Origin of the sequence: Streptomyces sp. 4N124 (genome assembly GCF_052245395.1) — a bacterium.
GTDB lineage: Bacteria > Actinomycetota > Actinomycetes > Streptomycetales > Streptomycetaceae > Streptomyces.
On the sequence record NZ_JBQQBS010000054.1, the window covers coordinates 16,737 to 40,267 of the forward strand.

The 23,531-nt window shown below is 69.7% G+C and carries 21 protein-coding genes; 15 read left to right on the forward strand and 6 right to left on the reverse strand.

What is annotated here, in order from left to right:
- Positions 1 to 7: 7 nt before the first annotated feature.
- The 9 genes from ftsW (at position 8) to ACTWQO_RS37670 (ending at position 8,528) form a co-directional block, all read left to right on the forward strand.
- Positions 8 to 1,360 (forward strand): putative lipid II flippase FtsW, encoded by a 1,353-nt coding sequence (ftsW, locus tag ACTWQO_RS37630; protein WP_362951568.1) that lies wholly within the window; start codon positions 8 to 10, stop codon positions 1,358 to 1,360.
- 6 nt (positions 1,361 to 1,366) lie between these two features.
- On the forward strand, positions 1,367 to 2,464 hold the full coding sequence (gene murG, locus ACTWQO_RS37635) for an undecaprenyldiphospho-muramoylpentapeptide beta-N-acetylglucosaminyltransferase (protein ID WP_443241874.1): 1,098 nt from the start codon (positions 1,367 to 1,369) through the stop codon (positions 2,462 to 2,464).
- 25 nt (positions 2,465 to 2,489) lie between these two features.
- Complete coding sequence (locus ACTWQO_RS37640; RefSeq protein WP_443241875.1) at positions 2,490 to 3,284, forward strand: cell division protein FtsQ/DivIB; 795 nt, start codon at positions 2,490 to 2,492, stop codon at positions 3,282 to 3,284.
- A gap of 286 nt (positions 3,285 to 3,570) precedes the next feature.
- On the forward strand, positions 3,571 to 4,764 hold the full coding sequence (gene ftsZ, locus ACTWQO_RS37645; protein ID WP_443241876.1) for a cell division protein FtsZ: 1,194 nt from the start codon (positions 3,571 to 3,573) through the stop codon (positions 4,762 to 4,764).
- Entirely contained in the window at positions 4,761 to 5,489 is a 729-nt protein-coding gene (gene pgeF / locus ACTWQO_RS37650; protein WP_443241877.1) for a peptidoglycan editing factor PgeF, read from the forward strand. The genes ftsZ and pgeF overlap by 4 nt, the downstream gene beginning before the upstream one ends.
- A gap of 6 nt (positions 5,490 to 5,495) precedes the next feature.
- Positions 5,496 to 6,215: a YggS family pyridoxal phosphate-dependent enzyme gene (locus ACTWQO_RS37655; protein ID WP_443241878.1), complete on the forward strand. Its 720-nt coding sequence runs from the start codon at positions 5,496 to 5,498 to the stop codon at positions 6,213 to 6,215.
- Positions 6,216 to 6,343: 128 nt separating this feature from the next.
- Positions 6,344 to 6,985, forward strand: coding sequence for a cell division protein SepF (locus ACTWQO_RS37660; protein WP_210576123.1), 642 nt, complete (start codon positions 6,344 to 6,346; stop codon positions 6,983 to 6,985).
- 62 nt (positions 6,986 to 7,047) lie between these two features.
- Positions 7,048 to 7,332, forward strand: a complete 285-nt coding sequence (locus ACTWQO_RS37665; RefSeq protein WP_443241879.1) for a YggT family protein — start codon at positions 7,048 to 7,050, stop codon at positions 7,330 to 7,332.
- Positions 7,333 to 7,385: 53 nt separating this feature from the next.
- Positions 7,386 to 8,528, forward strand: coding sequence for a DivIVA domain-containing protein (locus ACTWQO_RS37670; protein ID WP_362951561.1), 1,143 nt, complete (start codon positions 7,386 to 7,388; stop codon positions 8,526 to 8,528).
- 339 nt (positions 8,529 to 8,867) lie between these two features.
- On the opposite strand, the gene ileS is transcribed toward ACTWQO_RS37670, so the two are convergent.
- Complete coding sequence (gene ileS / locus ACTWQO_RS37675) at positions 8,868 to 12,005, reverse strand: isoleucine--tRNA ligase (RefSeq protein ID WP_443241880.1); 3,138 nt, start codon at positions 12,003 to 12,005, stop codon at positions 8,868 to 8,870.
- Positions 12,006 to 12,599: 594 nt separating this feature from the next.
- Here ileS and ACTWQO_RS37680 point away from each other — a divergent pair.
- From ACTWQO_RS37680 to ACTWQO_RS37700, 5 genes are all read left to right on the forward strand, one after another.
- Complete coding sequence (locus tag ACTWQO_RS37680; protein WP_443241881.1) at positions 12,600 to 13,787, forward strand: TraR/DksA family transcriptional regulator; 1,188 nt, start codon at positions 12,600 to 12,602, stop codon at positions 13,785 to 13,787.
- 99 nt (positions 13,788 to 13,886) lie between these two features.
- Positions 13,887 to 14,486, forward strand: coding sequence for a signal peptidase II (lspA, locus tag ACTWQO_RS37685; RefSeq protein WP_443241882.1), 600 nt, complete (start codon positions 13,887 to 13,889; stop codon positions 14,484 to 14,486).
- A gap of 43 nt (positions 14,487 to 14,529) precedes the next feature.
- On the forward strand, positions 14,530 to 15,474 hold the full coding sequence (locus ACTWQO_RS37690) for an RluA family pseudouridine synthase (RefSeq protein WP_301979214.1): 945 nt from the start codon (positions 14,530 to 14,532) through the stop codon (positions 15,472 to 15,474).
- Positions 15,471 to 15,947, forward strand: a complete 477-nt coding sequence (locus ACTWQO_RS37695) for a GNAT family N-acetyltransferase (RefSeq protein WP_443241883.1) — start codon at positions 15,471 to 15,473, stop codon at positions 15,945 to 15,947. Before ACTWQO_RS37690 ends, ACTWQO_RS37695 begins: the two co-directional genes overlap by 4 nt.
- Before the next feature lie 103 nt (positions 15,948 to 16,050).
- Complete coding sequence (locus tag ACTWQO_RS37700; RefSeq protein WP_443241884.1) at positions 16,051 to 16,791, forward strand: SDR family NAD(P)-dependent oxidoreductase; 741 nt, start codon at positions 16,051 to 16,053, stop codon at positions 16,789 to 16,791.
- A 3-nt stretch (positions 16,792 to 16,794) separates the two neighbouring features.
- Here ACTWQO_RS37700 and ACTWQO_RS37705 read toward each other — a convergent pair whose 3' ends face one another.
- Entirely contained in the window at positions 16,795 to 17,910 is a 1,116-nt protein-coding gene (locus ACTWQO_RS37705) for a mechanosensitive ion channel family protein (protein ID WP_443241885.1), read from the reverse strand.
- Positions 17,911 to 18,025: 115 nt separating this feature from the next.
- Between ACTWQO_RS37705 and ACTWQO_RS37710 the strand changes: the two genes are divergently transcribed.
- Positions 18,026 to 18,601, forward strand: coding sequence for a dienelactone hydrolase family protein (locus tag ACTWQO_RS37710; protein WP_443241886.1), 576 nt, complete (start codon positions 18,026 to 18,028; stop codon positions 18,599 to 18,601).
- Positions 18,602 to 18,608: 7 nt separating this feature from the next.
- On the opposite strand, the gene ACTWQO_RS37715 is transcribed toward ACTWQO_RS37710, so the two are convergent.
- The 4 genes from ACTWQO_RS37715 to ACTWQO_RS37730 all read right to left on the reverse strand — a co-directional run bounded on the left by ACTWQO_RS37715 (position 18,609) and on the right by ACTWQO_RS37730 (position 23,384).
- Positions 18,609 to 20,270 carry an alkaline phosphatase D family protein gene (locus ACTWQO_RS37715; protein WP_443241887.1) on the reverse strand — a complete coding sequence of 554 codons (1,662 nt, stop codon included), beginning with the start codon at positions 20,268 to 20,270 and terminating at the stop codon, positions 18,609 to 18,611.
- Between the two features lie 99 nt (positions 20,271 to 20,369).
- Positions 20,370 to 21,182: a thioredoxin domain-containing protein gene (locus ACTWQO_RS37720; RefSeq protein WP_443241888.1), complete on the reverse strand. Its 813-nt coding sequence runs from the start codon at positions 21,180 to 21,182 to the stop codon at positions 20,370 to 20,372.
- A gap of 106 nt (positions 21,183 to 21,288) precedes the next feature.
- The gene (locus ACTWQO_RS37725) at positions 21,289 to 21,981 is read right to left on the reverse strand and encodes a hypothetical protein (RefSeq protein WP_443241889.1); all 693 of its coding nucleotides are present in this window, start codon (positions 21,979 to 21,981) and stop codon (positions 21,289 to 21,291) included.
- A gap of 68 nt (positions 21,982 to 22,049) precedes the next feature.
- Complete coding sequence (locus ACTWQO_RS37730) at positions 22,050 to 23,384, reverse strand: DUF2252 domain-containing protein (RefSeq protein ID WP_443241890.1); 1,335 nt, start codon at positions 23,382 to 23,384, stop codon at positions 22,050 to 22,052.
- Positions 23,385 to 23,531: the final 147 nt, after the last annotated feature.

Here is a 23,531-nt window from a genome sequence, read left to right on the forward strand (position 1 = left end):
GGCAGCGATGCCGGGTAGCCGTACCGGGCGGCCGCCCGTGCAGCGGGACGTTCGCCGGCCCGCCGCTGCGCGGACCCCGGGCGAGAATCCCGTCGCCCGGCTGGTCACGCGCACCCAGAAGGCCTGGGACCGGCCGCTGACCGCGTACTACCTGATCCTCGGCGGCAGCCTGCTGATCACCGTGCTCGGACTGGTGATGGTCTACTCGGCCTCCCAGATCACCGCGCTGCAGCTGTCGTTGCCGGGGTCGTACTTCTTCCGCAAGCAGGCCCTGGCCGCGCTGCTCGGCGCCGGACTGCTGTTCGCCGCCTCGCGGATGCCGGTCAAGCTGCACCGGGCGCTGGCCTACCCGATACTGGCGGGCGCCGTGTTCCTGATGGCCCTGGTGCAGGTGCCGGGGATAGGGGTGGCGGTCAACGGCAACCAGAACTGGATCTCCATCGCCGGTCCTTTCCAGCTTCAGCCCAGCGAGTTCGGCAAGCTCGCGCTGGTGCTGTGGGGCGCCGACCTGCTCGCCCGCAAGCAGGACAAGAAGCTGCTCAGCCAGTGGAAGCACATGCTGGTGCCGCTCGTTCCGGTGGCGTTCATGCTGCTCGGGTTGATCATGCTCGGCGGCGACATGGGTACGGCGATCATCCTGACGGCGATCCTGTTCGGCCTGCTGTGGCTGGCGGGGGCGCCCACCAGGCTGTTCGTGGGCGTGCTGACGGGGGCGGCGTTCGTCGGCGGGATCCTGATCAAGACCAGCCCGAACCGTATGGCCCGCTTCGCCTGTATCGGTGCCACCGAGCCCGGCAGCGGCACCGCCGACTGCTGGCAGGCCGTGCACGGGATCTACGCGCTGGCCTCCGGCGGACTCTTCGGTTCCGGACTCGGTGCGAGTGTGGAAAAATGGGGCCAACTCCCCGAAGCGCACACGGACTTCATCTTCGCCGTCACCGGTGAGGAACTGGGCCTGGCGGGGACGCTGTCGGTGCTCGCCCTCTTCGCGGCTCTAGGCTATGCGGGTATCCGCGTGGCCGGACGCACGGAGGACCCGTTCGTGAGGTATGCCGCGGGAGGCGTGACCACCTGGATCACCGCTCAGGCAGTGATCAACATCGGTGCGGTGCTCGGTCTGCTGCCGATCGCCGGCGTCCCCCTCCCGCTGTTCTCCTACGGAGGATCCGCCCTGCTGCCGACCATGTTCGCCATCGGGTTGCTGATCGCCTTCGCGCGTGACGAGCCCGCTGCGCGGGCGGCGCTATCCATGCGGCAACCTCGCTTTGGTAGAAAGCGCGCGGGACGCCCTTCGGGGCCGGGCAGATGGAACACGATGCGACGGCGTGCCTCAGCGGCGCGCTCGTCCGGAGAGCGGTGAATTTCGGTGCATGTCGTACTCGCCGGTGGGGGGACCGCCGGCCACATCGAGCCCGCGCTCGCCCTCGCGGACGCCCTGCGCAGGCAGGACCCGACCGTGGGAATCACGGCCCTGGGCACGGAGCGCGGCCTGGAGACCCGACTCGTACCCGAGCGCGGGTACGAACTCGCGCTGATCCCCGCCGTACCGCTGCCACGCAAGCCCACCCCCGAGCTGATCACCGTCCCGGGCCGGCTGCGCGGCACGATCAAGGCGGCCGAGCAGATCCTGGAGCGCACCAAGGCGGACGCGGTCGTCGGCTTCGGCGGCTATGTCGCCCTGCCCGGCTATCTCGCCGCCAAGCGCCTCGGCGTGCCGATCATCATCCACGAGGCCAACGCCCGCCCCGGCCTCGCCAACAAGATCGGCTCGCGGTACGCCGCCAAGGTCGCCGTCTCCACCCCGGACAGCAAGCTGCGTGACGCCCGCTACATCGGCATCCCGCTGCGCCGCACCATCGCCACGCTCGACCGGGCCGCCGCCCGACCCGAGGCCCGGCACATGTTCGGCCTCGACCCCAACCTGCCCACGCTGCTGGTCTCCGGCGGCTCCCAGGGCGCCCGCCGCCTCAACGAAGTGGTCCAGCAGGTCGCGCCCTACCTCCAGCAGGCCGGGATCCAGATCCTGCACGCGGTCGGCCCGAAGAACGAACTGCCGCAGGTGCAGCAGATGCCGGGGATGCCCCCGTACATCCCGGTACCGTACGTGGACCGGATGGACCTCGCGTACGCCGCGGCCGACATGATGCTCTGCCGCGCGGGCGCGATGACCGTCGCCGAACTCTCCGCCGTCGGACTCCCGGCCGCCTATGTCCCGCTGCCCATCGGCAACGGCGAACAGCGGCTGAACGCCCAGCCGGTGGTCAAGGCCGGCGGTGGACTGCTGGTCGACGACGCGGAACTCACCCCCCAGTGGGTGCAGCAGAATGTCCTGCCCGTGCTCGCCGACCCGCACCGGCTGTACGAGATGTCCCGCGCCGCCAGCGAGTTCGGCCGCCGGGACGCCGACGAACTGCTCGTCGGCATGGTGTACGAGGCGATCGCCGCGCGTCGTGCACACCACTAGGAGCTGATGACGGAGGGCAGGAAGCGTGGCCGGACCGACGACCGCCGAACGCGGTGAAAGCCAGCAGGAGTCGGCCGGCCCGCCTCCGGTTCGTCGTCTGCGGCGACCGAGGCTTCGTACGATCGTCATCCTGGCCGTGGTGCTGGTGCTCGTCGGGGCCGGTTCGGTCTGGGTGCTCTACGGTTCGAAGTGGCTGCGGGTGGAGCGTGTATCGATCGCGGGAACACGGGTTCTGACGCCGCAGCAGGTGCGCGAGGCCGCCGACGTACCGGTCGGGGCGCCGCTGATTTCCGTCGACACCGCTGCGATTGAGGCACGACTGAGCCGAAAATTGCCCCGAATTGACTCGGTTGACGTGGTCCGCTCGTGGCCCCATGGAATCGGGCTGAAAGTGATTGAGCGCGTTCCGGTCCTGATTGTCGAAAAGGGCGGAAAGTTCATCGAAGTGGACGATGAAGGTGTCCGATTCGCCACGGTTTCTGACGCCCCGAAAGGTATCCCCGCGCTCGAATTGACGCCGTCCCGCAGCGGCTCCAGCGCCGCGAGCCTGCGTCGTTTCGGCGAGGACCGACTGGTGCGCGAGGCCGTACGCGCCGCGGGTGCCATTCCGGCCGCCGTCGCCCGTGACACCCGGACCGTCAAGGTGAGTTCGTACGACGACATCTCACTGGAGTTGGGCGACGGCCGCACCGTCGCGTGGGGGAGTGCGGAGAACGGCGCCGCGAAGGCGCGTACGCTCACCGCTCTCATGAAAGCATCGCCGGATGCGCGGTACTTCGATGTCAGCGTTCCCACCGCCCCTGCGTCATCGGGGAGTTGACGCACATCCGCGCAGGCCAGCACCCTGGTTGGGCAGTGCAACGCCTGATCACATAGGGTGAAAAGAAAAACGGGAGGTTCGGCGTGTTCGTTGAACGTGCGCCACTTGTCGACTTAGTGTCCTGTTCAGAAGATTCCAGCGAACACACACACTGGTAACCCTAAACTTCAACGTTAGGGTTCGGGTCGGCGTTCGGACCGTCCCATTCGGCATCAGTCGCCGGATCGCGAGGCAGCAGTGCTTCGGCGGGCCGGCGGCACGTAACTCGAGGCGAGAGGCCTTCGACGTGGCAGCACCGCAGAACTACCTCGCAGTCATCAAAGTCATCGGTGTCGGCGGCGGTGGTGTCAATGCCATCAACCGGATGATCGAGGTCGGTCTCAAGGGCGTCGAGTTCATCGCCATCAACACCGACGCGCAGGCGCTGTTGATGAGCGACGCCGACGTCAAGCTCGATGTCGGCCGCGAACTCACCCGCGGACTCGGGGCCGGAGCCAACCCGGCCGTAGGCCGCAAGGCGGCCGAGGATCACCGCGAGGAGATCGAGGAGGTCCTCAAGGGGGCCGACATGGTCTTCGTGACGGCCGGTGAAGGCGGCGGCACCGGCACCGGCGGCGCGCCCGTCGTGGCCAACATCGCCCGGTCCCTCGGCGCGCTCACCATCGGCGTGGTGACCCGCCCGTTCACCTTCGAGGGACGGCGCCGCGCCAACCAGGCCGAGGACGGCATCGCCGAACTCCGTGAAGAGGTCGACACCCTCATCGTCATCCCGAACGACCGGCTGCTGTCCATCTCGGACCGCCAGGTCTCGGTGCTCGACGCCTTCAAATCGGCCGACCAGGTCCTGCTCTCCGGTGTCCAGGGCATCACCGACCTCATCACCACGCCCGGCCTGATCAACCTCGACTTCGCCGACGTCAAGTCGGTCATGTCCGAGGCCGGTTCGGCCCTGATGGGCATCGGCTCGGCCCGCGGTGACGACCGCGCGGTGGCCGCCGCCGAGATGGCGATCTCCTCGCCGCTGCTGGAGGCGTCCATCGACGGTGCCCGCGGTGTGCTGCTCTCCATCTCCGGTGGTTCGGACCTCGGTCTGTTCGAGATCAACGAGGCCGCCCAGCTGGTGAGCGAGGCCGCGCACCCCGAAGCCAACATCATCTTCGGCGCGGTGATCGACGACGCCCTCGGCGACGAGGTCAGGGTCACCGTGATCGCGGCCGGCTTCGACGGGGGCCAGCCGCCGTCCAAGCGGGACAACGTCCTCGGCTCGTCAGCGACCAAGCGCGAGGAGCCGACTCCGGTACGGCAGGCCGAGAGTCGTCCGTCCTTCGGCTCGCTCGGCAGCGTCAAGCCGAAGGAGGAGCCGGAGCCGCCCGCGCCGGAGCCGGTCAACGACATCCCGGTCGCCCCGCCGGTCCCGCCGTCCCGGTCCTACTCGGACAGCGCGGCCGAGGAGCTGGACGTGCCGGACTTCCTGAAGTGATAGGACAGCGCGAGAGCGTGAGCGGCGCGCACTTCGGCTTCACCGACCGGTGGGGCGGGGTGAGCGCCGCTCCGTATGAGGAGCTCAACCTCGGCGGCGCGGTCGGCGACGACCCCGACGCCGTACGGACCAATCGCGAACTGGCCGCCAAGTCGCTGGGCATCGACCCGGCCGACGTGGTCTGGATGAACCAGGTGCACGGCAACGACGTCGCGGTGGTGGACGGGCCCTGGGGCGACCGGCCCGCCGCGCAGGTCGATGCGATCGTGACCGTGCGACGCGGACTCGCCCTCGCCGTCCTCACCGCCGACTGCACGCCCGTGCTTCTCGCCGACCCGGTCGCCGGGGTCGTCGCCGCTGCTCACGCGGGACGGCCCGGCATGATCGCCGGGGTGGTGCCCGCCGCGCTACGCGCGATGATGGAGCTGGGCGCCGAGCCGTCCCGGATCGTCGCCCGCACCGGACCCACCGTCTGCGGACGGTGCTACGAGGTGCCGGAGGCGATGCGAGCCGAGGTGGCCGCAGTGGAGCCGACGGCGTACGCCGAGACGAGTTGGGGTACACCCGCCGTCGATGTGAGCGCCGGCGTGCATGCGCAGCTCGAACGGCTCGGGGTGCGCGACCGGGAGCAGTCGCCGGTGTGCACGCTGGAGTCGGGCGACCACTTCTCGTACCGCCGCGACCGCACCACCGGTCGGCTCGCGGGCTATGTCTGGCTGGACTGATGGGGCATGACGGACCGTAAGGACGAACTCGCCGTAAACCTGGCGAAGGTGGAGGAGCGCATCGCGGCGGCGTGCGTGGCCGCCGGGCGCAAGCGCGAAGAGGTGACCCTGATCGTGGTCACCAAGACCTACCCGGCGAGTGATGTGCGAATCCTGTCGGAACTCGGTGTCCGCCATGTCGCCGAGAACCGTGACCAGGACGCGGCACCCAAGGCCGCCGAATGCTCGGATCTGCCCCTTACGTGGCACTTCGTGGGTCAGCTCCAGACCAACAAGGTGCGATCCGTGGTCGGTTACGCGGATCATGTGCAGTCCGTCGATCGTTCCCGGCTGGTGACGGCCCTCTCGAAGGAGGCCGTGCGCGCCGAGCGCGAGGTGGGCTGCCTGATCCAGGTCGCGCTCGACGCGGGCGCGAGCGGCAGAGGGGAGCGGGGAGGCGTGGCACCGGGCGGAATCGCCGAGTTGGCCGAACTGGTGGCTCGGTCTCCGGGGCTGCGGCTCGACGGGCTGATGACCGTCGCGCCGCTCGCCGGGGAGTACGCGGGACGCGAACTGGCGGCGTTCGAGCGCATGATGGATTTGTCGACTGACCTGCGCAGGGCACATCCGGCTGCGAACATGGTCTCGGCAGGAATGAGCGCGGACCTCGAGCAAGCCGTGGCAGCCGGAGCGACACATGTGCGCGTCGGCACTGCGGTACTCGGAGTCCGCGCCGGGCTCGGGTAACGTCGCCAAGAGTCGGACCACAGCAGAAAATATGGTCATTACCGCTGTACAGCGGGCGTAACGACCTCGTGGATCCCTGGCACTTGGCAGTCGTCAGCCGATCCACCACAGAGCGGAGGACTCAGAGCATGGCCGGCGCGATGCGCAAGATGGCGGTCTACCTCGGCCTCGTGGAGGACGATGGGTACGACGGCCGCGGTTTCGACCCCGACGACGACTTCGAACCCGAACTCGACCCGGAGCCCGAACGGGACCACCGGCGACACGAACCGTCGCACCAGTCCCACGGCTCACATCAGTCCCAAAGGGATGAATCGGTACGAGTGGTGCAGCCTCCGGCGCCGCGCGATCCGGTGCCTCACGCGGCCGCACTGCCCGCGGAATCCGGGCGTCCGGCGCGCATCGCGCCCGTGGCATCCATCACACAAGAACGTCAAAACCTGGAGAAGAACGCACCGGTGATCATGCCCAAGGTCGTGTCGGAACGAGAGCCTTACCGGATCACCACACTTCACCCGCGGACCTACAACGAGGCCCGTACCATCGGGGAACACTTCCGTGAGGGCACCCCGGTGATCATGAATCTGACTGAGATGGATGACACAGACGCCAAGCGACTTGTCGACTTTGCGGCCGGTTTGGTGTTTGGTCTTCACGGCAGCATCGAGCGGGTGACGCAGAAGGTGTTTCTGTTGTCGCCTGCTAACGTCGATGTCACGGCGGAGGACAAGGCCCGTATCGCAGAGGGCGGGTTCTTCAACCAGAGCTGAGACGCACCACCGGAAACAGCAGTACCGAACAGCACGGATCAGGGGAGAGGGAAGCAAGGGTCATGAGCGTGGTCCTGCAAGTCGTCTACATCGCGCTGATGTGCTTCCTCATCGTGCTTATCTTCCGGTTGGTCATGGACTACGTCTTCCAGTTCGCCCGCTCATGGCAACCCGGCAAGGCGATGGTGGTCGTTCTGGAGGCCACCTACACTGTCACTGATCCACCGCTCAAGCTTCTGCGGCGGTTCATTCCGCCGCTGCGTCTCGGGGGCGTGGCGCTCGACCTGTCCTTCTTCGTACTGATGATCATCGTCTACATCCTGATTTCGATCGTGAGTCGGCTGTGAGCGATGTGAACTACCGTCTTGCCGAATGCCGACGACTACGTTGAGGTGAAGAGATGCCGTTGACCCCCGAGGACGTGCGGAACAAGCAGTTCACGACCGTCCGCCTCCGAGAAGGCTATGACGAGGACGAGGTCGATGCCTTCCTCGATGAGGTCGAAGCCGAACTGACCCGCCTGCTCCGCGAGAACGAGGACCTCCGCGCCAAGCTGGCCGCCGCCACGCGCGCTGCTGCCCAGAACCAGCAGAACATGCGCAAGCCGCCGGAGGGTCCCGGTCCGCAGGACCAGCAGCAGGGCGGCATGCCGCAGCAGGGCATGCGCGGGCCGGGTGCCCCCGTGCCCGCCGGCATATCGGGCCCGCCGCAGCAGCAGATGGGTGGCCCCATGGGTGGCCCGCCCCAGCTGCCGAGCGGTGCACCGCAGCTGCCCGCCGGTCCCGGCGGTCAGGGTCAGGGTGGCCCGCAGGGTCCCGGTCCGATGGGCCAGGGTCCGATGGGTCAGGGCCACATGGGTGGCCAGCCCCCCATGCAGCAGCAGATGGGTGGCCCGATGGGCGGCCCCATGGGCGGTCCGATGGGCGGCCCCGGTCAGGGCCCCGGTGGCGACAGCGCCGCCCGTGTCCTCTCGCTGGCCCAGCAGACCGCCGATCAGGCGATCGCCGAGGCCCGTTCCGAAGCCAACAAGATCGTCGGCGAGGCGCGTTCGCGTGCCGAGGGTCTCGAGCGGGACGCCCGTGCCAAGGCTGACGCCCTGGAGCGGGACGCGCAGGAGAAGCACCGTGTCGCGATGGGCTCCCTGGAGTCCGCGCGCGCCACGCTGGAGCGCAAGGTCGAGGACCTGCGCGGCTTCGAGCGCGAGTACCGCACGCGGCTGAAGTCGTACCTGGAGTCGCAGCTGCGTCAGCTGGAGACCCAGTCCGACGACTCGCTGGCTCCGCCGCGCACCCCGGCCACGGCGTCCCTCCCGCCGTCCCCGGCGCCTTCCATGGCTCCGGCCGGTGCGAGCGCGCCGTCGTACGGCGGCAACCAGGGCATGGGCGGTGGCCCGGCTCCGGCCGCTCCGTCCTACGGCGGTCAGCAGCAGATGTCGCCGGCGATGACCCAGCCGATGGCGCCGGTGCGGCCGCAGGGTCCTGGTCCGATGGGGCAGGCTCCCTCGCCGATGCGGGGGTTCCTCATTGACGAGGACGACAACTGACGGTTCGTAGTACGGCGTAGACGTCGGCAGCGTTCAGGGCGGGGCCCCGGGTTTCTGATCCGGGGCCCCGCCCTTTGCTGTGTGCGTGTGCGTTCGTCTGCGGTGTTTGTTCGGGTCTGGGTGCGGTGTCCGACGTACGCAACGCCGAAGGCCCGGGCCGCCGAAGGAGTTTCGGCGGGCTGGGCCCTTGAGGTGCGCGGCGTTGGGGCTGGGGTGGGGTGGGTTGCGCAGCCCGGCGCTACGGGGTGCCGCCTGCGCCCACCCGTGCCGCCCTAGGCGGCACGAATGCCCGCAGCCTGGGCGGGTCGGCTGTCCGCAGGTCTGCGGGCTCGCGTGTGGCTATGCCTTGCGTAGGCGGAACGTCAGGGTCAGGGGCTCGTCCGTGAACGGGGAGCCGTATGTGTTGTCCGCCTCTCCCTGGGCGAAGTCCGTGGAGAGGACCTCGTCGGCGATCAACTCCGTGTGTTCCGACAGAGCGGCGATCACTGCGGGGTCCGTCGCCGTCCAGCGGAGCGCGATGCGGTCGGCCACGTCGAGGCCGCTGTTCTTGCGGGCCTCCTGGATCAGGCGGATCGCGTCACGGGCGAGGCCCGCCTGGCGGAGTTCCTCCGTGATCTCCAGGTCGAGGGCGACCGTCGCGCCGGAGTCGGAGGCCACGGACCAGCCCTCGCGCGGGGTTTCCGTGATGATCACCTCGTCGGGGGCGAGGGTGATCGTCTCGCCGTCGACCTCCACCGACGCCGTGCCTTCACGCAGGGCCAGCGACAGCGCTGCCGCGTCCGCATGGGCGACGGCCTTGGCCACGTCCTGGACGCGCTTGCCGAACCGCTTGCCCAGGGCACGGAAGTTGGCCTTCGCGGTCGTGTCGACCAGCGAGCCGCCCACCTCGGACAGCGACGCCAGCGACTCGACGTTCAGCTCCTCCGTGATCTGCGTGTGCAACTCGGGGTTGAGGGAGTCGAAGCCCGTCGCCGCCACCAGCGCGCGCCTGAGCGGCTGGCGCGTCTTGACGCCCGACTCCGCGCGCGTGGCACGGCCCAGCTCCACCAGCCGGCGGACCAGGACCATCTGCTTCGACAGCTCCGGGTCGATCGCCGAGAGGTCGGCCTCCGGCCAGGACGCCAGGTGTACCGACTCCGAGGCGCCGGGCGTGACCGGCACGATCAGGTCCTGCCAGACTCGCTCGGCGATGAACGGGGTCAGCGGGGCCATGAGTTTCGTGACGGTCTCGACGACCTCGTGCAGCGTGCGCAGCGCCGCCTTGTCGCCCTGCCAGAAGCGGCGGCGGGAGCGGCGTACGTACCAGTTGGACAGGTCGTCGACGAACGCCGACAGGAGCTTGCCGGCGCGCTGGGTGTCGTAGGCCTCCAGGGACTGGGTCACCTGGTCGGTGAGGGCGTGCAGTTCGGACAGCAGCCAGCGGTCCAGGAGCGGGCGGTGGGCGGGAGCCGGATCGGCCTCGCTCGGGGCCCAGTTGGACGTGCGGGCGTACAGGGCCTGGAAGGCGACTGTGTTCCAGTACGTGAGGAGGGTCTTGCGGACGACCTCCTGGATCGTGCCGTGGCCCACGCGGCGTGCCGCCCACGGGGAGCCGCCGGCCGCCATGAACCAGCGGACCGCGTCGGCTCCGTGCCGGTCCATCAGCGGGATCGGGTCCAGGGTGTTGCCCAGGTGCTTGGACATCTTGCGGCCGTCCTCGGCGAGGATGTGGCCGAGGCAGACGACGTTCTCGTACGACGACTTGTCGAAGACCAGCGTGCCGACGGCCATCAGCGTGTAGAACCAGCCGCGGGTCTGGTCGATGGCCTCGCAGATGAACTGCGCCGGGTAGCGGGCCTCGAAGAGGTTCTTGTTCTTGTACGGGTAGCCCCACTGCGCGAACGGCATCGAACCCGAGTCGTACCAGGCGTCGATGACCTCCGGCACGCGTGTGGCGGTCTGGGCGCACTGCGGGCAGTCGAAGGTGACGTCGTCGATGAACGGGCGGTGCGGGTCGAGGGCCGACTGGTCGGTGCCGGTCAGCTCGGTCAGCTCCGCGCGGGAGCCGACGACCGTGAGGTGGTCGTCCGCGCAGCGCCAGATCGGCAGCGGGGTGCCCCAGTAGCGGTTGCGGGACAGGGCCCAGTCGATGTTGTTGTTCAGCCAGTCGCCGTACCGGCCGTGCTTGACCGTCTCCGGGAACCAGTTGGTGTCCTCGTTCTCCTGGAGGAGGCGGTCCTTGATGGCCGTGGTGCGGATGTACCAGGACGGCTGCGCGTAGTAGAGGAGCGCGGTGTGGCAGCGCCAGCAGTGCGGGTAGCTGTGCTCGTACGGGATGTGCTTGAAGAGCAGGCCGCGCTGCTGGAGGTCCTCTGTGAGCTTTTCGTCCGCCTTCTTGAAGAAGACACCGCCGACGAGGGGGACGTCCTCCTCGAAGGTGCCGTCGGGGCGGACCGGGTTCACGACGGGCAGGCCGTACGCGCGGCAGACCTTGAGGTCGTCCTCACCGAAGGCGGGGGACTGGTGGACCAGACCCGTACCGTCCTCGGTCGTGACGTACTCGGCGTTCACCACGTAGTGGGCGGGTTCGGGGAACTCGACCAGCTCGAACGGGCGCTGGTACGTCCAGCGCTCCATCTCGGCGCCGGTGAAGGTCTGACCGGTGGTCTCCCAGCCCTCACCGAGGGCCTTGGCGACCAGGGGTTCGGCGACGACGAGCTTCTCGTCGCCGTCGGTCGCGACGACGTAGGTGACGTCGGGGTGGGCGGCGACGGCCGTGTTGGAGACCAGGGTCCAGGGGGTCGTCGTCCAGACGAGGAGCGCGGCCTGGCCGGCGAGCGGGCCGGAGGTGAGGGGGAAACGGACGTACACGGACGGGTCGACGACCGTCTCGTAGCCCTGCGCCAGCTCGTGGTCGGACAGGCCGGTGCCGCAGCGGGGGCACCAGGGGGCGACGCGGTGGTCCTGGACCAGCAGGCCCTTGTTGAAGATCTCCTTCAGCGACCACCAGACGGACTCGATGTACTCGGGGTCCATGGTGCGGTAGGGGTCGTTGAGGTCGGTCCAGTAGCCCATGCGCGTCGTGAGCGCTTCGAAGGCGTCCGTGTGGCGGGTCACCGACTCGCGGCACTTGGCGTTGAACTCGGCGATGCCGTACGCCTCGATGTCCTGCTTGCCGGAGAAGCCGAGCTCCTTCTCGACCGCCAGCTCCACCGGCAGGCCGTGGCAGTCCCAGCCCGCCTTGCGGGCCACGTGGTAGCCGCGCATGGTGCGGAAGCGGGGGAAGACGTCCTTGAAGACGCGTGCCTCGATGTGGTGGGCGCCCGGCATGCCGTTCGCGGTGGGCGGGCCCTCGTAGAACACCCACTCGGGGCGGCCCTCGGACTGCTCCAGGGTCTTGGCGAAGATCTTCTGCTCACGCCAGAAGTCGAGCACGGCGTGCTCCAGCGCGGGCAGGTCGACCTGGGCGGGCACCTGGCGGTACGTCGGCGTTGTCATCAGCGAGCTTCCTCCGGCGGACTTTCTGCCTTCCGACCGGAGGGACGAGAGCTACGTCTTTCCTTGCGCCGCCTTCGGCGCGCTCCCGCGGTACCACCCTCCTTGGCTCCCCGCCGCAACCGGTGCGTCGGTGAGCCCCCTCATTGGGGTAGCGATGCCGGGTCTACCGCCCCTGGCGGGGTTTCTTCCGGCGGCTCCGGGGTGATCTTCACGTCGCGCTCGCCCCCGGGCTTCCACCGTCCCCGGGTCGCTCTGGGCTGCGTACGCCGCTACTCGTCCCCATCCACGCTTTTCGCTCCGCCCAGTGTACGGCGCCGCGCGGACAGCGGCCGACCGGTTTTCCGGTGGCCGGGGGCGGAGCGGCGGCGGGTTCCGGGATGACCCGATTGGCCAGGTGTGCGCGCTCGGATCCCGGGACAACGGGCTCGGCGGATTACCCGGCGGAGAGCTGGGCACAACGGATGCAGGCTTCCCGCCCGGCGCTTGCGGGGCGGGCGAATCGGGCGGCGTGCCCCGTTGCCGCGGGACTCAAGTCGATTTATCGTCCCAGCACGATTCGCGAGCAAGATCACAATATGTGAAGGGGCCGCGGCCATGGTGGCGAAGAAGACCGCCGTACAGCAGTCGGCGTCCGGCAGATCCACACGTGGCTCCGGCAGCGCGGCCAAGGACGTGAGCGGGAAGAAGAGCACGCAAGGGGGGTCCGCGGGGAAAGCCGCGAAGGCGGCGGAGCCGGCGAGGCCGGTGAAGACGGTGCGGGGGGCTGCCGCCCGGGGAAAGGCGGGCACGGACAAGAGGGCGGCCGAGAAGAAGGCGACGGAGAAGAAGGCGGCATCCGAGGGGGCAGCGAAGAAGACCGCCACCAAGAAGACGGCTGCCAAGAAGACGGCTGCCAAGAAGACCGCCGCCAAGAAGGCAACGGCGACATCGAAGGCGGCCCCCTCGGTTCCTTCGAAGAAGGCGGCGGCCAAGAAGGCGACCGTTAAGAAGGCGACCGCCAAGAAGGTGACCGCCACGAAGACGGCAGCCAAGAAGGCGGGAGCAGAGAAGGCCACTGCCAAGAAGGCGGGGGCCAAGAAGGCCGTAACGAAGAAGGCGGCCGCGAAGGAGGAGGCCATGGCGGCCGGTACGAAGAAGGCGGCCGCGAAGAAGACGGCTGCTCCGAAGAGTGCCGGTGAGCAGGACGGCGCCCCCAAGGGCACGCCTGCGAAGGGCACCTCCAAGAAGAGCGCGGCCAAGAAGAAGAGCACGGCCAAGAAGGCGGGCGCGGCCGAGGCCGCGAAGCAGACGGGAGCCACGACGGTGGTTGCGAAGAAGACTCCTGGCACGGCCACGGCGGCGAAGACCGCCGTTCCCAAGGCACGGGTCGCCGCGGCGGTGGAGCCGGGCGAGCTCGCGGTGCGCCCCGGTGAGGACCCCTGGACCCCGGAGGAGGTCGAGGAGGCGCGTGCCGAGCTGCTGTCCGAGGGGACGCGGCTGCGCACCGAGATCACGTCGTCCGAGGAGGCGCTCGCGGGTCTGATGCGGGACTCCGGGGACGGTGCGGGCGACGACCAGGCGGACACCGGCACCAAGAACATCACGCGCGAGCACGAGCTGGCCCTCGCCGCCAACGCGCGCGAGATGCTGATCCAGACGGAGCGCGCCCTGGTGCGGCTCGACGCGGGTACGTACGGCCTCTGCGAGAACTGCGGGAACCCCATCGGCAAGGCGCGCATGCAGGCCTTCCCACGGGCCACCCTGTGCGTCGAGTGCAAGCAGAAGCAGGAGCGCCGCTACTGATCGCGGCGGCCGGTTCCTCGTACGCCTCCTCAGCACGCCGGTGCCAGGAGGCGTGCCGTACCCTCGTGCTCAGTCAGGTACCTAGGTTGAGGGACTCACGTGGCAGAGGCGGAGCGCATCATCGGTACGCCGGATTCCCCTGAGGGAGCTGGAGCGGAGCCGGAGCAGTCGTCCGGTGGGGATGGGCAGGAGAGCACCGGTGAGCGGGCCAGGGGCAAGCGCCGGATCGCTGTCCTGTTCGCCGTGGCCGCGTTCGCGTACGCCCTGGACCTGATCAGCAAGATGATCGTGGTCGCCAAGCTGGAACACCACGAGCCGATCGAGATCATCGGGGACTGGCTGAAGTTCGAGGCGATCCGCAACGCGGGCGCGGCCTTCGGCTTCGGCGAGGCCTTCACCGTCATCTTCACCGTGATCGCCGCGGCCGTGATCGTCGTGATCGCCCGCCTCGCCCGCAAGCTGTACAGCCTGCCCTGGGCGATCGCGCTCGGCCTGCTGCTGGGCGGTGCGCTCGGCAACCTCACCGACCGGATCTTCCGCTCGCCGGGCGTCTTCGAGGGCGCGGTCGTCGACTTCATCGCGCCCAAGCACTTCGCGGTGTTCAACCTGGCCGACTCGGCGATCGTGTGCGGCGGCATCCTGATCGTGCTGCTGTCGTTCCGGGGGCTCGACCCGGACGGCACCGTCCACAAGGACTGAGCGCGCGGTCGGGGGTGTCAGTGCTGTCCTGCATACTCGACGGGTGAGCACGCTTCCCGAGATCCGTACCCTGCCCGTGCCCGACGGCCTGGAGGGCGAGCGCGTCGACGCCGCCATCTCCCGCATGTTCGGCTTCTCCCGTACCAAGGCCGCCGAGCTGGCAGCGGCGGGGAAGGTCACGGTCGACGGCTCGGTGGTCGGGAAGTCCGAGCGGGTGCACGGCGGCGCCTGGCTCGAGGTCGAGATGCCGCAGGCGCCCGCGCCGGTGCAGGTGGTCGCCGAGCCGGTCGAGGGCATGGAGATCATTCACGACGACGAGGACGTGGTCGTGATCATCAAGCCGGTCGGCGTGGCCGCGCACCCCAGCCCCGGGTGGTCCGGACCGACGGTCATCGGCGGGCTGGCCGCCGCCGGGTACCGCATCTCGACGTCCGGCGCCGCCGAGCGCCAGGGCATCGTGCACCGTCTCGACGTCGGTACGTCGGGGCTGATGGCGGTCGCCAAGTCCGAGCGCGCGTACACCTCGCTGAAGCGCCAGTTCAAGGAGCGCACGGTCGACAAGCGCTACCACACGCTGGTCCAGGGCCACCCCGACCCGACCAGCGGCACCATCGACGCACCCATCGGCCGCCACCCCAACCACGACTACAAGTGGGCGGTCACCGCCGACGGCAAGCCGTCCGTGACGCACTACGACCTCATCGAGGCGTTCCGCGCGGCCTCCCTGCTCGATGTGAAGCTGGAGACCGGCCGCACCCACCAGATCCGCGTCCACATGGCCGCCCACCGGCACCCCTGCGTCGGCGACCTGACCTATGGCGCCGACCCGACCCTCGCCAAGCGGCTCCACCTGACCCGCCAGTGGCTGCACGCCGTACGGCTCGGCTTCGAGCACCCCGGCGACGGCCAGTGGGTGGAGTTCGCCTGCGACTACCCGGCCGACCTGCAGAAGGCGCTGGACCAGGTCCGCGAGGAGACGTACGCATGAGTTCCGCGCCTGTGTCGTACGTGGTCCGGGTCGCCGAGGACCCCGGCGACCGTGAGGTGTGCTTCGGCGTGCGCAAGGAGGTCTTCGTCGTCGAGCAGGGCGTGCCCGAGGATCTCGAGTACGACGCCTATGACGCCGTAGCGGTGCATGTGCTGGCCGTTCGGGAGGACGGGACGCCGCTCGGGGCCGGGCGGCTGCTGTGCGGCGAGGAGGCCGCCGCGAAGAACGGCGGTGATCCGTCGGTCGGCTCGCTCGGCAGGCTCGCGGTGACGAAGGCGGCACGCGGGCTGGGCGTCGGGGCGGCACTGGTGCGGGCCATCGAGGAGGCGGCACGCGCGCGTGGGTTGCGGGCCGTGGATCTGCATGCGCAGACCCAAGCGATGGGGTTCTACGAGCGGCTGGGGTACGCGGCGTACGGGCCGGAGTTCCTGGACGCGGGGATGCCGCATCGGGCGATGCGGCGGACTGTGTAGCACGGAGGGTGCGCATGGCGCGCTGGGCGTCCGGGGGCACTGGAATGTGCGTGGTTCGAGGTGATCTCCCACCGTCGGCGGCCGGCGGTCGTAGGGTTTGATCATGGCTCGCAATGTGGTGATCAGTGGTGGCGGTACGGGGATCGGGCTCGCGACGGCGCACCTCTTCGCCGGTGACGGGGACCAGGTGCTGCTCCTCGGGCGGCGGGCCGAGGTGCTGGCGGACGCCGGGGTGCCCGGCGCGCTGACCTGTGCCGCCGATCTCAGCGATCCGCGTGAGGTGCGCGGCGTCGCGGACTTCGTGGCGCGGGAGTTCGGGACTGTGGACGTGCTGGTCCACAGTGCCGGGGGAAGCGGGATTCTGGAGACGCCGGCTGAGGGCGACGACCCGCTCGATGCCGTCGCCCACAACTGGACCGTCAATTTTCGGCTCAATACGCTGACCGCCGTGCTGCTCACCGAGGCACTCAAGGAGCGGCTCGCCGAGCCCGGTGGGCGGGTGCTGTTCCTCAGCTCCATCGCCGCGTTCCGGGGTTCGGGAAGCGGGGCGTACGCCGCCGCCAAGGCCGCGCTGCATCCGTACGCCCATGAACTGGCCCGGCAGTTGGGGCCGCGGGCGATCACCGTGAACGTGGTCGCGCCGGGGTATGTCGAGGACACCGGGTTCTTCGGGGACACGATGGGCGCGGCACGGCGGGAACGGCTCATCGGGGAGACCTCGACCGGACGGGCCGGGACGCCCGGCGACATCGCCGCGACCCTGCACTTCCTCGCCTCCCACGCCGCCGGGCACATCACCTCCCAGGTGATCCAGGTCAACGGCGGCGCCGAGCGCGGGCACTGACGGTCAGCGGTCTCCGGAACGCGGCGTGTCATGGGCGCGGCGGGAGGCGGAGCCGTCGCGGAACGCGCGGCCGTCGACGTGCCCGGGCGGCAGCACCGCGTCCGCCGTGTTGACGCGGGGCAGCGCGTACGGGTGCTGTTCGGCGAGCCAGCGGATCATCCGCTCGCGCACCGTGACCCGTACCGTCCAGATGTCGTCCGCGTCCTTGGCCGTCACCAGCGCCCGCACCTCCATGGTGCTCGCGGTGGCGTCCGTGACGTCCAGGCCGTAGTGGCGGCCGTCCCACGCCGGGCACTCGCGCAGGATGTCGCGCAGCTGCTCACGCATCGCCTCCACCGGGGCCGAGTGGTCGAGCTGCCAGTAGACGATGCCGGTCATCTGGGCGCCGCCACGCGACCAGTTCTCGAAGGGCTTGGAGGTGAAATACGACACCGGCATGGTGATCCGGCGCTCGTCCCAGGTCCGTACGGTCAGGAACGTCAGTGTGATCTCCTCGACCGTGCCCCACTCGCCGTCCACGACGACCGTGTCGCCTATGCGCACCATGTCGCCGAAGGCGATCTGCAGCCCCGCGAACATGTTGCCCAGCGTCGACTGCGCGGCGACACCGGCGACGATGCCGAGGATGCCCGCCGACGCCAGCAGCGAGGCGCCGGCCGCGCGCATCGCCGGGAACGTCAGCAGCATCGCGGCGACGGCCACCACGCCGACGATCGCCGCCACCACGCGCATGATCAGCGTCACCTGGGTACGGACCCGCCGGACCCGGGCCGGGTCGCGGTGGGCGCGCGCATAGTGGCTGTACGACGTCTCGACGACGGACGCGGCGATCCCGACCATCAGCCAGGCGGTGGCCCCGATCAGCACCAGCGTCAGCACCCGGCCGATGCCGACCTCGTACTCCTCCAGCAGCCTCGCCTCGTCGTACGACCCTCTGAGCACCGCCGCGCACAGCACGACCTGGTAGGGAATCCGGGCGCGGCGCAGCAGGCCCCACAGCGGGGTCTCGGTGTGCCGTTCGTCGGCCTTGCGCAGCAGTAGGTCGGTGGCCCAGCCGATGAGCAGCGGCAGCACGATCGAGCCGCCGATGACGATCAGCGGGCGGAGTATGTTCTCCATCCTCCGAACCGTAACCGCCGACCGGGGGGCGTGAACATGCCGCCCCCGGTGCGCGGCGGGTCCCTCGTGGCGGGCGTCGCGGGGCGTTGTCGTACCCGGCTGGCACCATGGCCTCATGAACATCGTGCTCTTTCACTCGACCTTCGGCCTCAGGCCCGCGGTGCGCGCGGCGGCGGACCGGCTGCGCGGCGCCGGACACGAGGTGTGGACGCCGGACCTCTTCGAGGGGCGTACGTTCGGGACGGTCGAGGAGGGCATGACCTTCAAGGACGAGATCGGCAAGGACGAGCTGCTGAAGCGTGCCGTGCTGGCCGCGGCGCCGTATTCCGAGCGGGGGTTGGTGTACGCCGGGTTCTCGCTCGGCGCGTCCATCGCGCAGACCCTGGCGCTGGGCGACGAGAAGGCGCGCGGGCTGCTGCTTCTGCACGGCACGTCGGACCTCGCGCCGAACGTCTCAGTGGACGGTCTGCCGGTGCAACTGCATGTCGCCGAGCCGGACCCGTTCGAGACCGACGACTGGCTGAGCGCCTGGTATCTGCAGATGGGCAGAGCGGGCGCCGACGTGGAGATCTACCGATACGCCGGGGCCGGTCATCTGTACACCGACCCCGACCTGCCGGACTACGACGAGGAGGCCGCCGAGGCCACCTGGCGGGTGGCGCTCGGCTTCCTCGAAAGCCTGGACGTGTAGCCGGCCGTTACACCGGGTCGTAGGTCCGCTCGACCTTCTGCGTGCCGTTGCGTGTGCGGTAGGAGCGGGACCAGGACGCGGTCGCGTTCTGCTTCGTTTTGTCGGACAGGACGTAGTAATCCATCTGCGCGCGGGCGGCGGTGATGTCCAGGACGCCGTAGCCGTGGCGGTCGGTGTCGACCCAGTGGACGTGCCGGTTGGCGGCGCGGATGATCGGCGAGGCGATCGCGGAGATCGTGCCCTCGGGCGCCTTGACGATGTCGTCCAGGTTGTCCGACGTCACCGACGTGACCACGAACTCCGTTGCTGCCGAGGCGGACAGCGGGTAGGTCCCGGCGTTCACCGGCACATCATTGGCCCATGCCATGTGGATGTCGCCGGTGAGGAAGACGGTGTTGCGTATCGCGTTGGACCGCAGATGGGCGAGGATTTCGCGGCGGTCGTCCGTGTAGCCGTCCCACTGGTCGGTGTTGAGGGCGAGGCCCTCCTGCGGCAGGCCCAGCAGCTTGGCCAGCGGCTTGAGGAGGTCCGCGGAGAGCGAGCCGATCGCGAACGGCGAGATCATCACCGAGTTGCCGACCAGCCGCCAGGTGGTGTCGGAGGACTTCAGGCCCGCCTTCAGCCAGTCGAGTTGGGCGCGGCCGGTGAGCGTGCGGTCCGGGTCGTCGACCTCGCCGTTGCCCACGGCGACCTGCTGCGAGCGGAAGGAGCGCAGGTCGAGCAGGGAAAGGTCGACGAGCTTGCCGAAGCGGAGCCGGCGGTAGGTGGTGCCGGCGAGCGCCGGACGGACCGGCATCCACTCGAAGTACGCCTGCTTGGCGGCGGCTTGACGGGCGGCCCAGGTGCCCTCGGCGCCCTCGGTGTGGTTCTCGCCGCCGCCCGCCCAGGCGTCGTTGGCCATCTCGTGGTCGTCCCAGATCGCGACGACCGGAGCCGCCGCGTGCAGGGCCTGGAGGTCGGCGTCGGTCTTGTACTTCCCGTGCCGGGCGCGGTAGTCGGCGAGCGTGAGGATCTCGTGGGCGGGCGAGGTCTGCCGTACGACGGTGCCGCGTGTGCCGTACTCGCCGGTGCCGTACTCGTAGATGTAGTCGCCGAGGTGCAGCCAGGCGTCCAGGTCGCCGCGGGCGGCGAGATGGCGGTACGAGGCGAAGTAGCCGGCCTCCCAGTTGGCGCAGGAGACCACGCCGAAGCGGAGATGGGAGACGGCCGCGTCCGCCGCCGGCGCGGTGCGGGTGCGCGCCACCGGGGAGTCCGTGCCGCCCGCCGAGAAGCGGAACCAGTAGTCGGTCGCGGGTGCGAGGCCCCGGATGTCCGCCTTGACCGTGTGGTCGGAGGCGGCGGTCGCGGTGATCGACCCCTTGGCGACGACGTTCATGAACGCCTTGTCGGTGGCGACGGTCCAGCTCACCTCGGTGTCCGGGCCGAGCCCGGAGCCGGGCACCGCCGCCGCGGTGGGCGTCACCCGGGTCCACAGCAGGACACCGTCGGGGAGCGGATCGCCGGAGGCGACACCGTGCAGGAACGCGGGGGCCTCGTCGGCGGCGCGCGCGGGAAGCGCGGCGGCGAGCGGGCCGCCCAAGACAGCGGTGGCCGCCGCGGCCTTGACGACCGTACGGCGGCGCGGTGCAAGCGGGTTGGCGCTCTGTGGAGTTCTGTATCGACTGGTCACGAGCGATCAGGTTACTGATCGGTATGAACGAGAGCGGGCGAACTCGTAAAAGTTCGCCCGCTCTTCGGCTGGGGGTCGACCGGAGTCCGTGACCCGGGGTCAGGCCTTGAGGGCCGCCTCGATCGCCGTGTTGAAGTGGGCCGGCGTCATGGGCGCGTTCTTCCCGTCGGGACCGGTCAGTGTCTTGCCGTCCATCTTCAGGGTCGGTGTGCCGGTCACGCCGCTGTCGTCGAACGTGGCCGACATGTCCAGCGCCCACTTGTCGTAGGTGCCGTTGGTCACGGCGTTCTGGAACTCCTTGTTGTTCTTCAGGGCGTCGACCGTGTTCGCGATCTCGATCAGGTAGTCGTCGTCCTTGAACTTGTCGTCCGTCTCCTCCGGGTGCCACTTCGCCGAGTACAACGCCTTCTTGTAGTCGAGGAAGGCCTCAGGGCTGACGTTCAGTGCGGCGCCCATGGCGCTGAGCGCGTTCTTGGAGCCCTCGCCGGGCGCGCCGTTGTCGATGAACGTGGCGCCGACGAACTGGACCTTGTACTGGCCGTCCTCGACGCCCTTGTCGACGGTCGAGCCCACCGCCTGCTCGAACTGGGCACAGATCGGGCAGCGCGGGTCCTCGTACATGACCAGGGTCTTCTTGGCGCTGGCCTTGCCGATGACGACGGTCGTGCCGTTCTTCCCGGTGGTGTTGGCCGGCTTGACGAGCTTGTCGTTCTTCGCGGCCTCCCAGTAACCGGGCTTGTTGCCCTGCATCACCGCGTAGCTGATGCCGCCGGCTATCGCGAGGACGCCGACGATCGAACCGGCCACGATGACCTGGCGCTTGACCTTGTCGCGCTTGGCCTGCCGCTCGCGCTCCTGGCGCAGCCGCTCGCGGGCGGCGGTCTTCGCGGCCTGGCTGTTCCGCTTGCTCATGGTGTTCTCCAGTGGGGACGCGCACCTGCCGTGCGCGGGATACGTATGGGGGACTGCTGGTGCTCAGTGGCTGTTCGCGTGAAGCCTGATGAAGGCCTATGAAGGCCTATGCGAAAGCGGTCGGGCACGGCGGTCCGCGGCGTCCCAGGGAGTGCACGAGGATCCGGTCGCGGATGACGGCCGGGCGGTGGGCGGAGCGCGGCAGGCGTCGGGTCGACGGGGCCGGGCGTACCGTCACCGCGGCGGCCGCGAGGAGCAGCGGCCGGAACGTGGTCGCCGCCACCGCGCTCAGCAGCTGGGCCAGGGCCCGCTCGCCGCGGCGCAGATAGGCGGCGGCCAGGAGTCCGACGCCGACGTGTGCGCCCAGCAGCAGCCAGGCCGCCGTCGGGTCGGCGTGGGCGAGCAGGTCGGCGGCCCGCTCGGGGTTCGTTCCGGTGACCCGGGCCAGCGGGGTGCCGACGCCGGTGCCGTCGCCGCACAGGACGTCGAAGCCGACGGAGCGCAGGGGGCCCGCGACCGGGCCACCCGCGGCGCCGTAACAGACGTGCTGGCCGGTGGTGAAGACGGTGTCGGCGGCCAGCTCCAGCGGGATCAGCAGGGCGGCGATCCGTCCGAACCCGCGCTCACGGCCGGCCAGCGCGTAGGCGATGACGAACACGGCGGCGGCGACCGCGGCCACCGTGTTCAGCGGCAGCGGGACCCGGGACAGCAGCACGTGCGACGCGGTGCTGAGCGTCACGACGAGTGCCGTGAACAGCGCCGCGCGCACGGCTCTGAGCTGGGTCCCGGATATGTCCATAGCGGAAGAGAGTCTGTCACGTGGGCCGGTAAGGGACCCTTAAAGGGTTCCTGTGAGTGGCCCTTCCGTCACAGACCCGGAATCCGGCCGTTGCGGAACAGGTCCAGGAAGATCTGGTGGTCCGCACGCGCGCGTGCGCCGTAGCTGTGCGCGAAGTCGACCAGCAGGTCCGCGAAGCCGGCGCCGTCGTCGGAGTCCGCCGCGATCGCAGCGTCGATGGCCCGCTCCGTGGAGAACGGCACCAGGGACTCGCCGGAGGTGTCGTCCGCCGCGGCGTGCATCGTCGCCGTGGCCCGGCCGAGGTCGGCGACGACCGCCGCGATCTCCTCCGGCTCGTCGATGTCACCCCAGTCCAGGTCCACGGCGTACGGCGAGACCTCGGCGACCAGCTGACCGGAGCCGTCCAGCTCGGTCCAGCCCAGCCACGGGTCGGCGTGCGCCTGGAGGGCGCGCTGGGAGATCACCGTGCGGTGGCCCTCGTGCTGGAAGTAGTCGCGGATCGCCGGATCGGTGATGTGGCGGGAGGCCGCCGGGGTCTGGGCCTGCTTGATGTAGATGACGACATCGTTCTCCAGGGCGTCGGTGTGGCCCTCCAGGAGGATGTTGTACGAGGGCAGACCGGCCGAGCCGATGCCGATGCCGCGGCGGCCGACGACATCCTTGACACGGTAGGAGTCCGGGCGGGAGAGCGAGGCCTCGGGCAGTGTCTCCAGGTAGCCGTCGAAGGCCGCGAGCACCTTGTAGCGGGTGGCCGCGTCCAGTTCGATGGAACCGCCGCCCGGCGCGAAGCGGCGCTCGAAGTCGCGGATCTCGGTCATCGACTCCAGCAGTCCGAAACGGGTCAGTGAGCGGGCGTCACGCAGCGCGTCCAGCAGAGCGCCCTGGGCGGTGTCCAGCGTGAACGGTGGCACCTCGTCGCGCTTGGCGCCGGTCGCCAGGGCGTGGATCCGCTCGCGGTAAGCGCCCGCGTACACCTGCACCAGCTCGGTGATCTGCTCGTCACTGAGTGCCTTCGCGTAGCCGATCAGCGCGATGGAGGCGGAGAAGCGCTTGAGGTCCCAGGTGAAGGGTCCGACGTACGCCTCGTCGAAGTCGTTGACGTTGAAGATCAGCCGGCCGTTGGCGTCCATGTACGTGCCGAAGTTCTCGGCGTGCAGGTCGCCGTGGATCCACACCCGCGAGGTGCGCTCGTCCAGGTACGGTCCGCCGCGCTTCTCCGCGTCCTGGTCGTGGTAGAAGAGGCACGCCGTGCCCCGGTAGAACGCGAACGCCGAGGCCGCCATCTTGCGGAACTTCACGCGGAACGCGGCCGGGTCGGCGGCCAGGAGCTCGCCGAAGGCGGTGTCGAAGACGGTGAGGATCTCCTCGCCGCGTTGCTCGGCGCTGAGCTGCGGGACCGACATTGCCTGGTGCCTCCTGGTGCGAGGGTGGTGCGTGACATGTGGGGCGGATGTGACGTCCGGATGGACGGGCTGGTCCGTCCCCTTCCAACGCACGAAGGTACGCGGGAGTGCCCGCCGAGTGTCAGTGCTCAGGCATAGACTTCGACG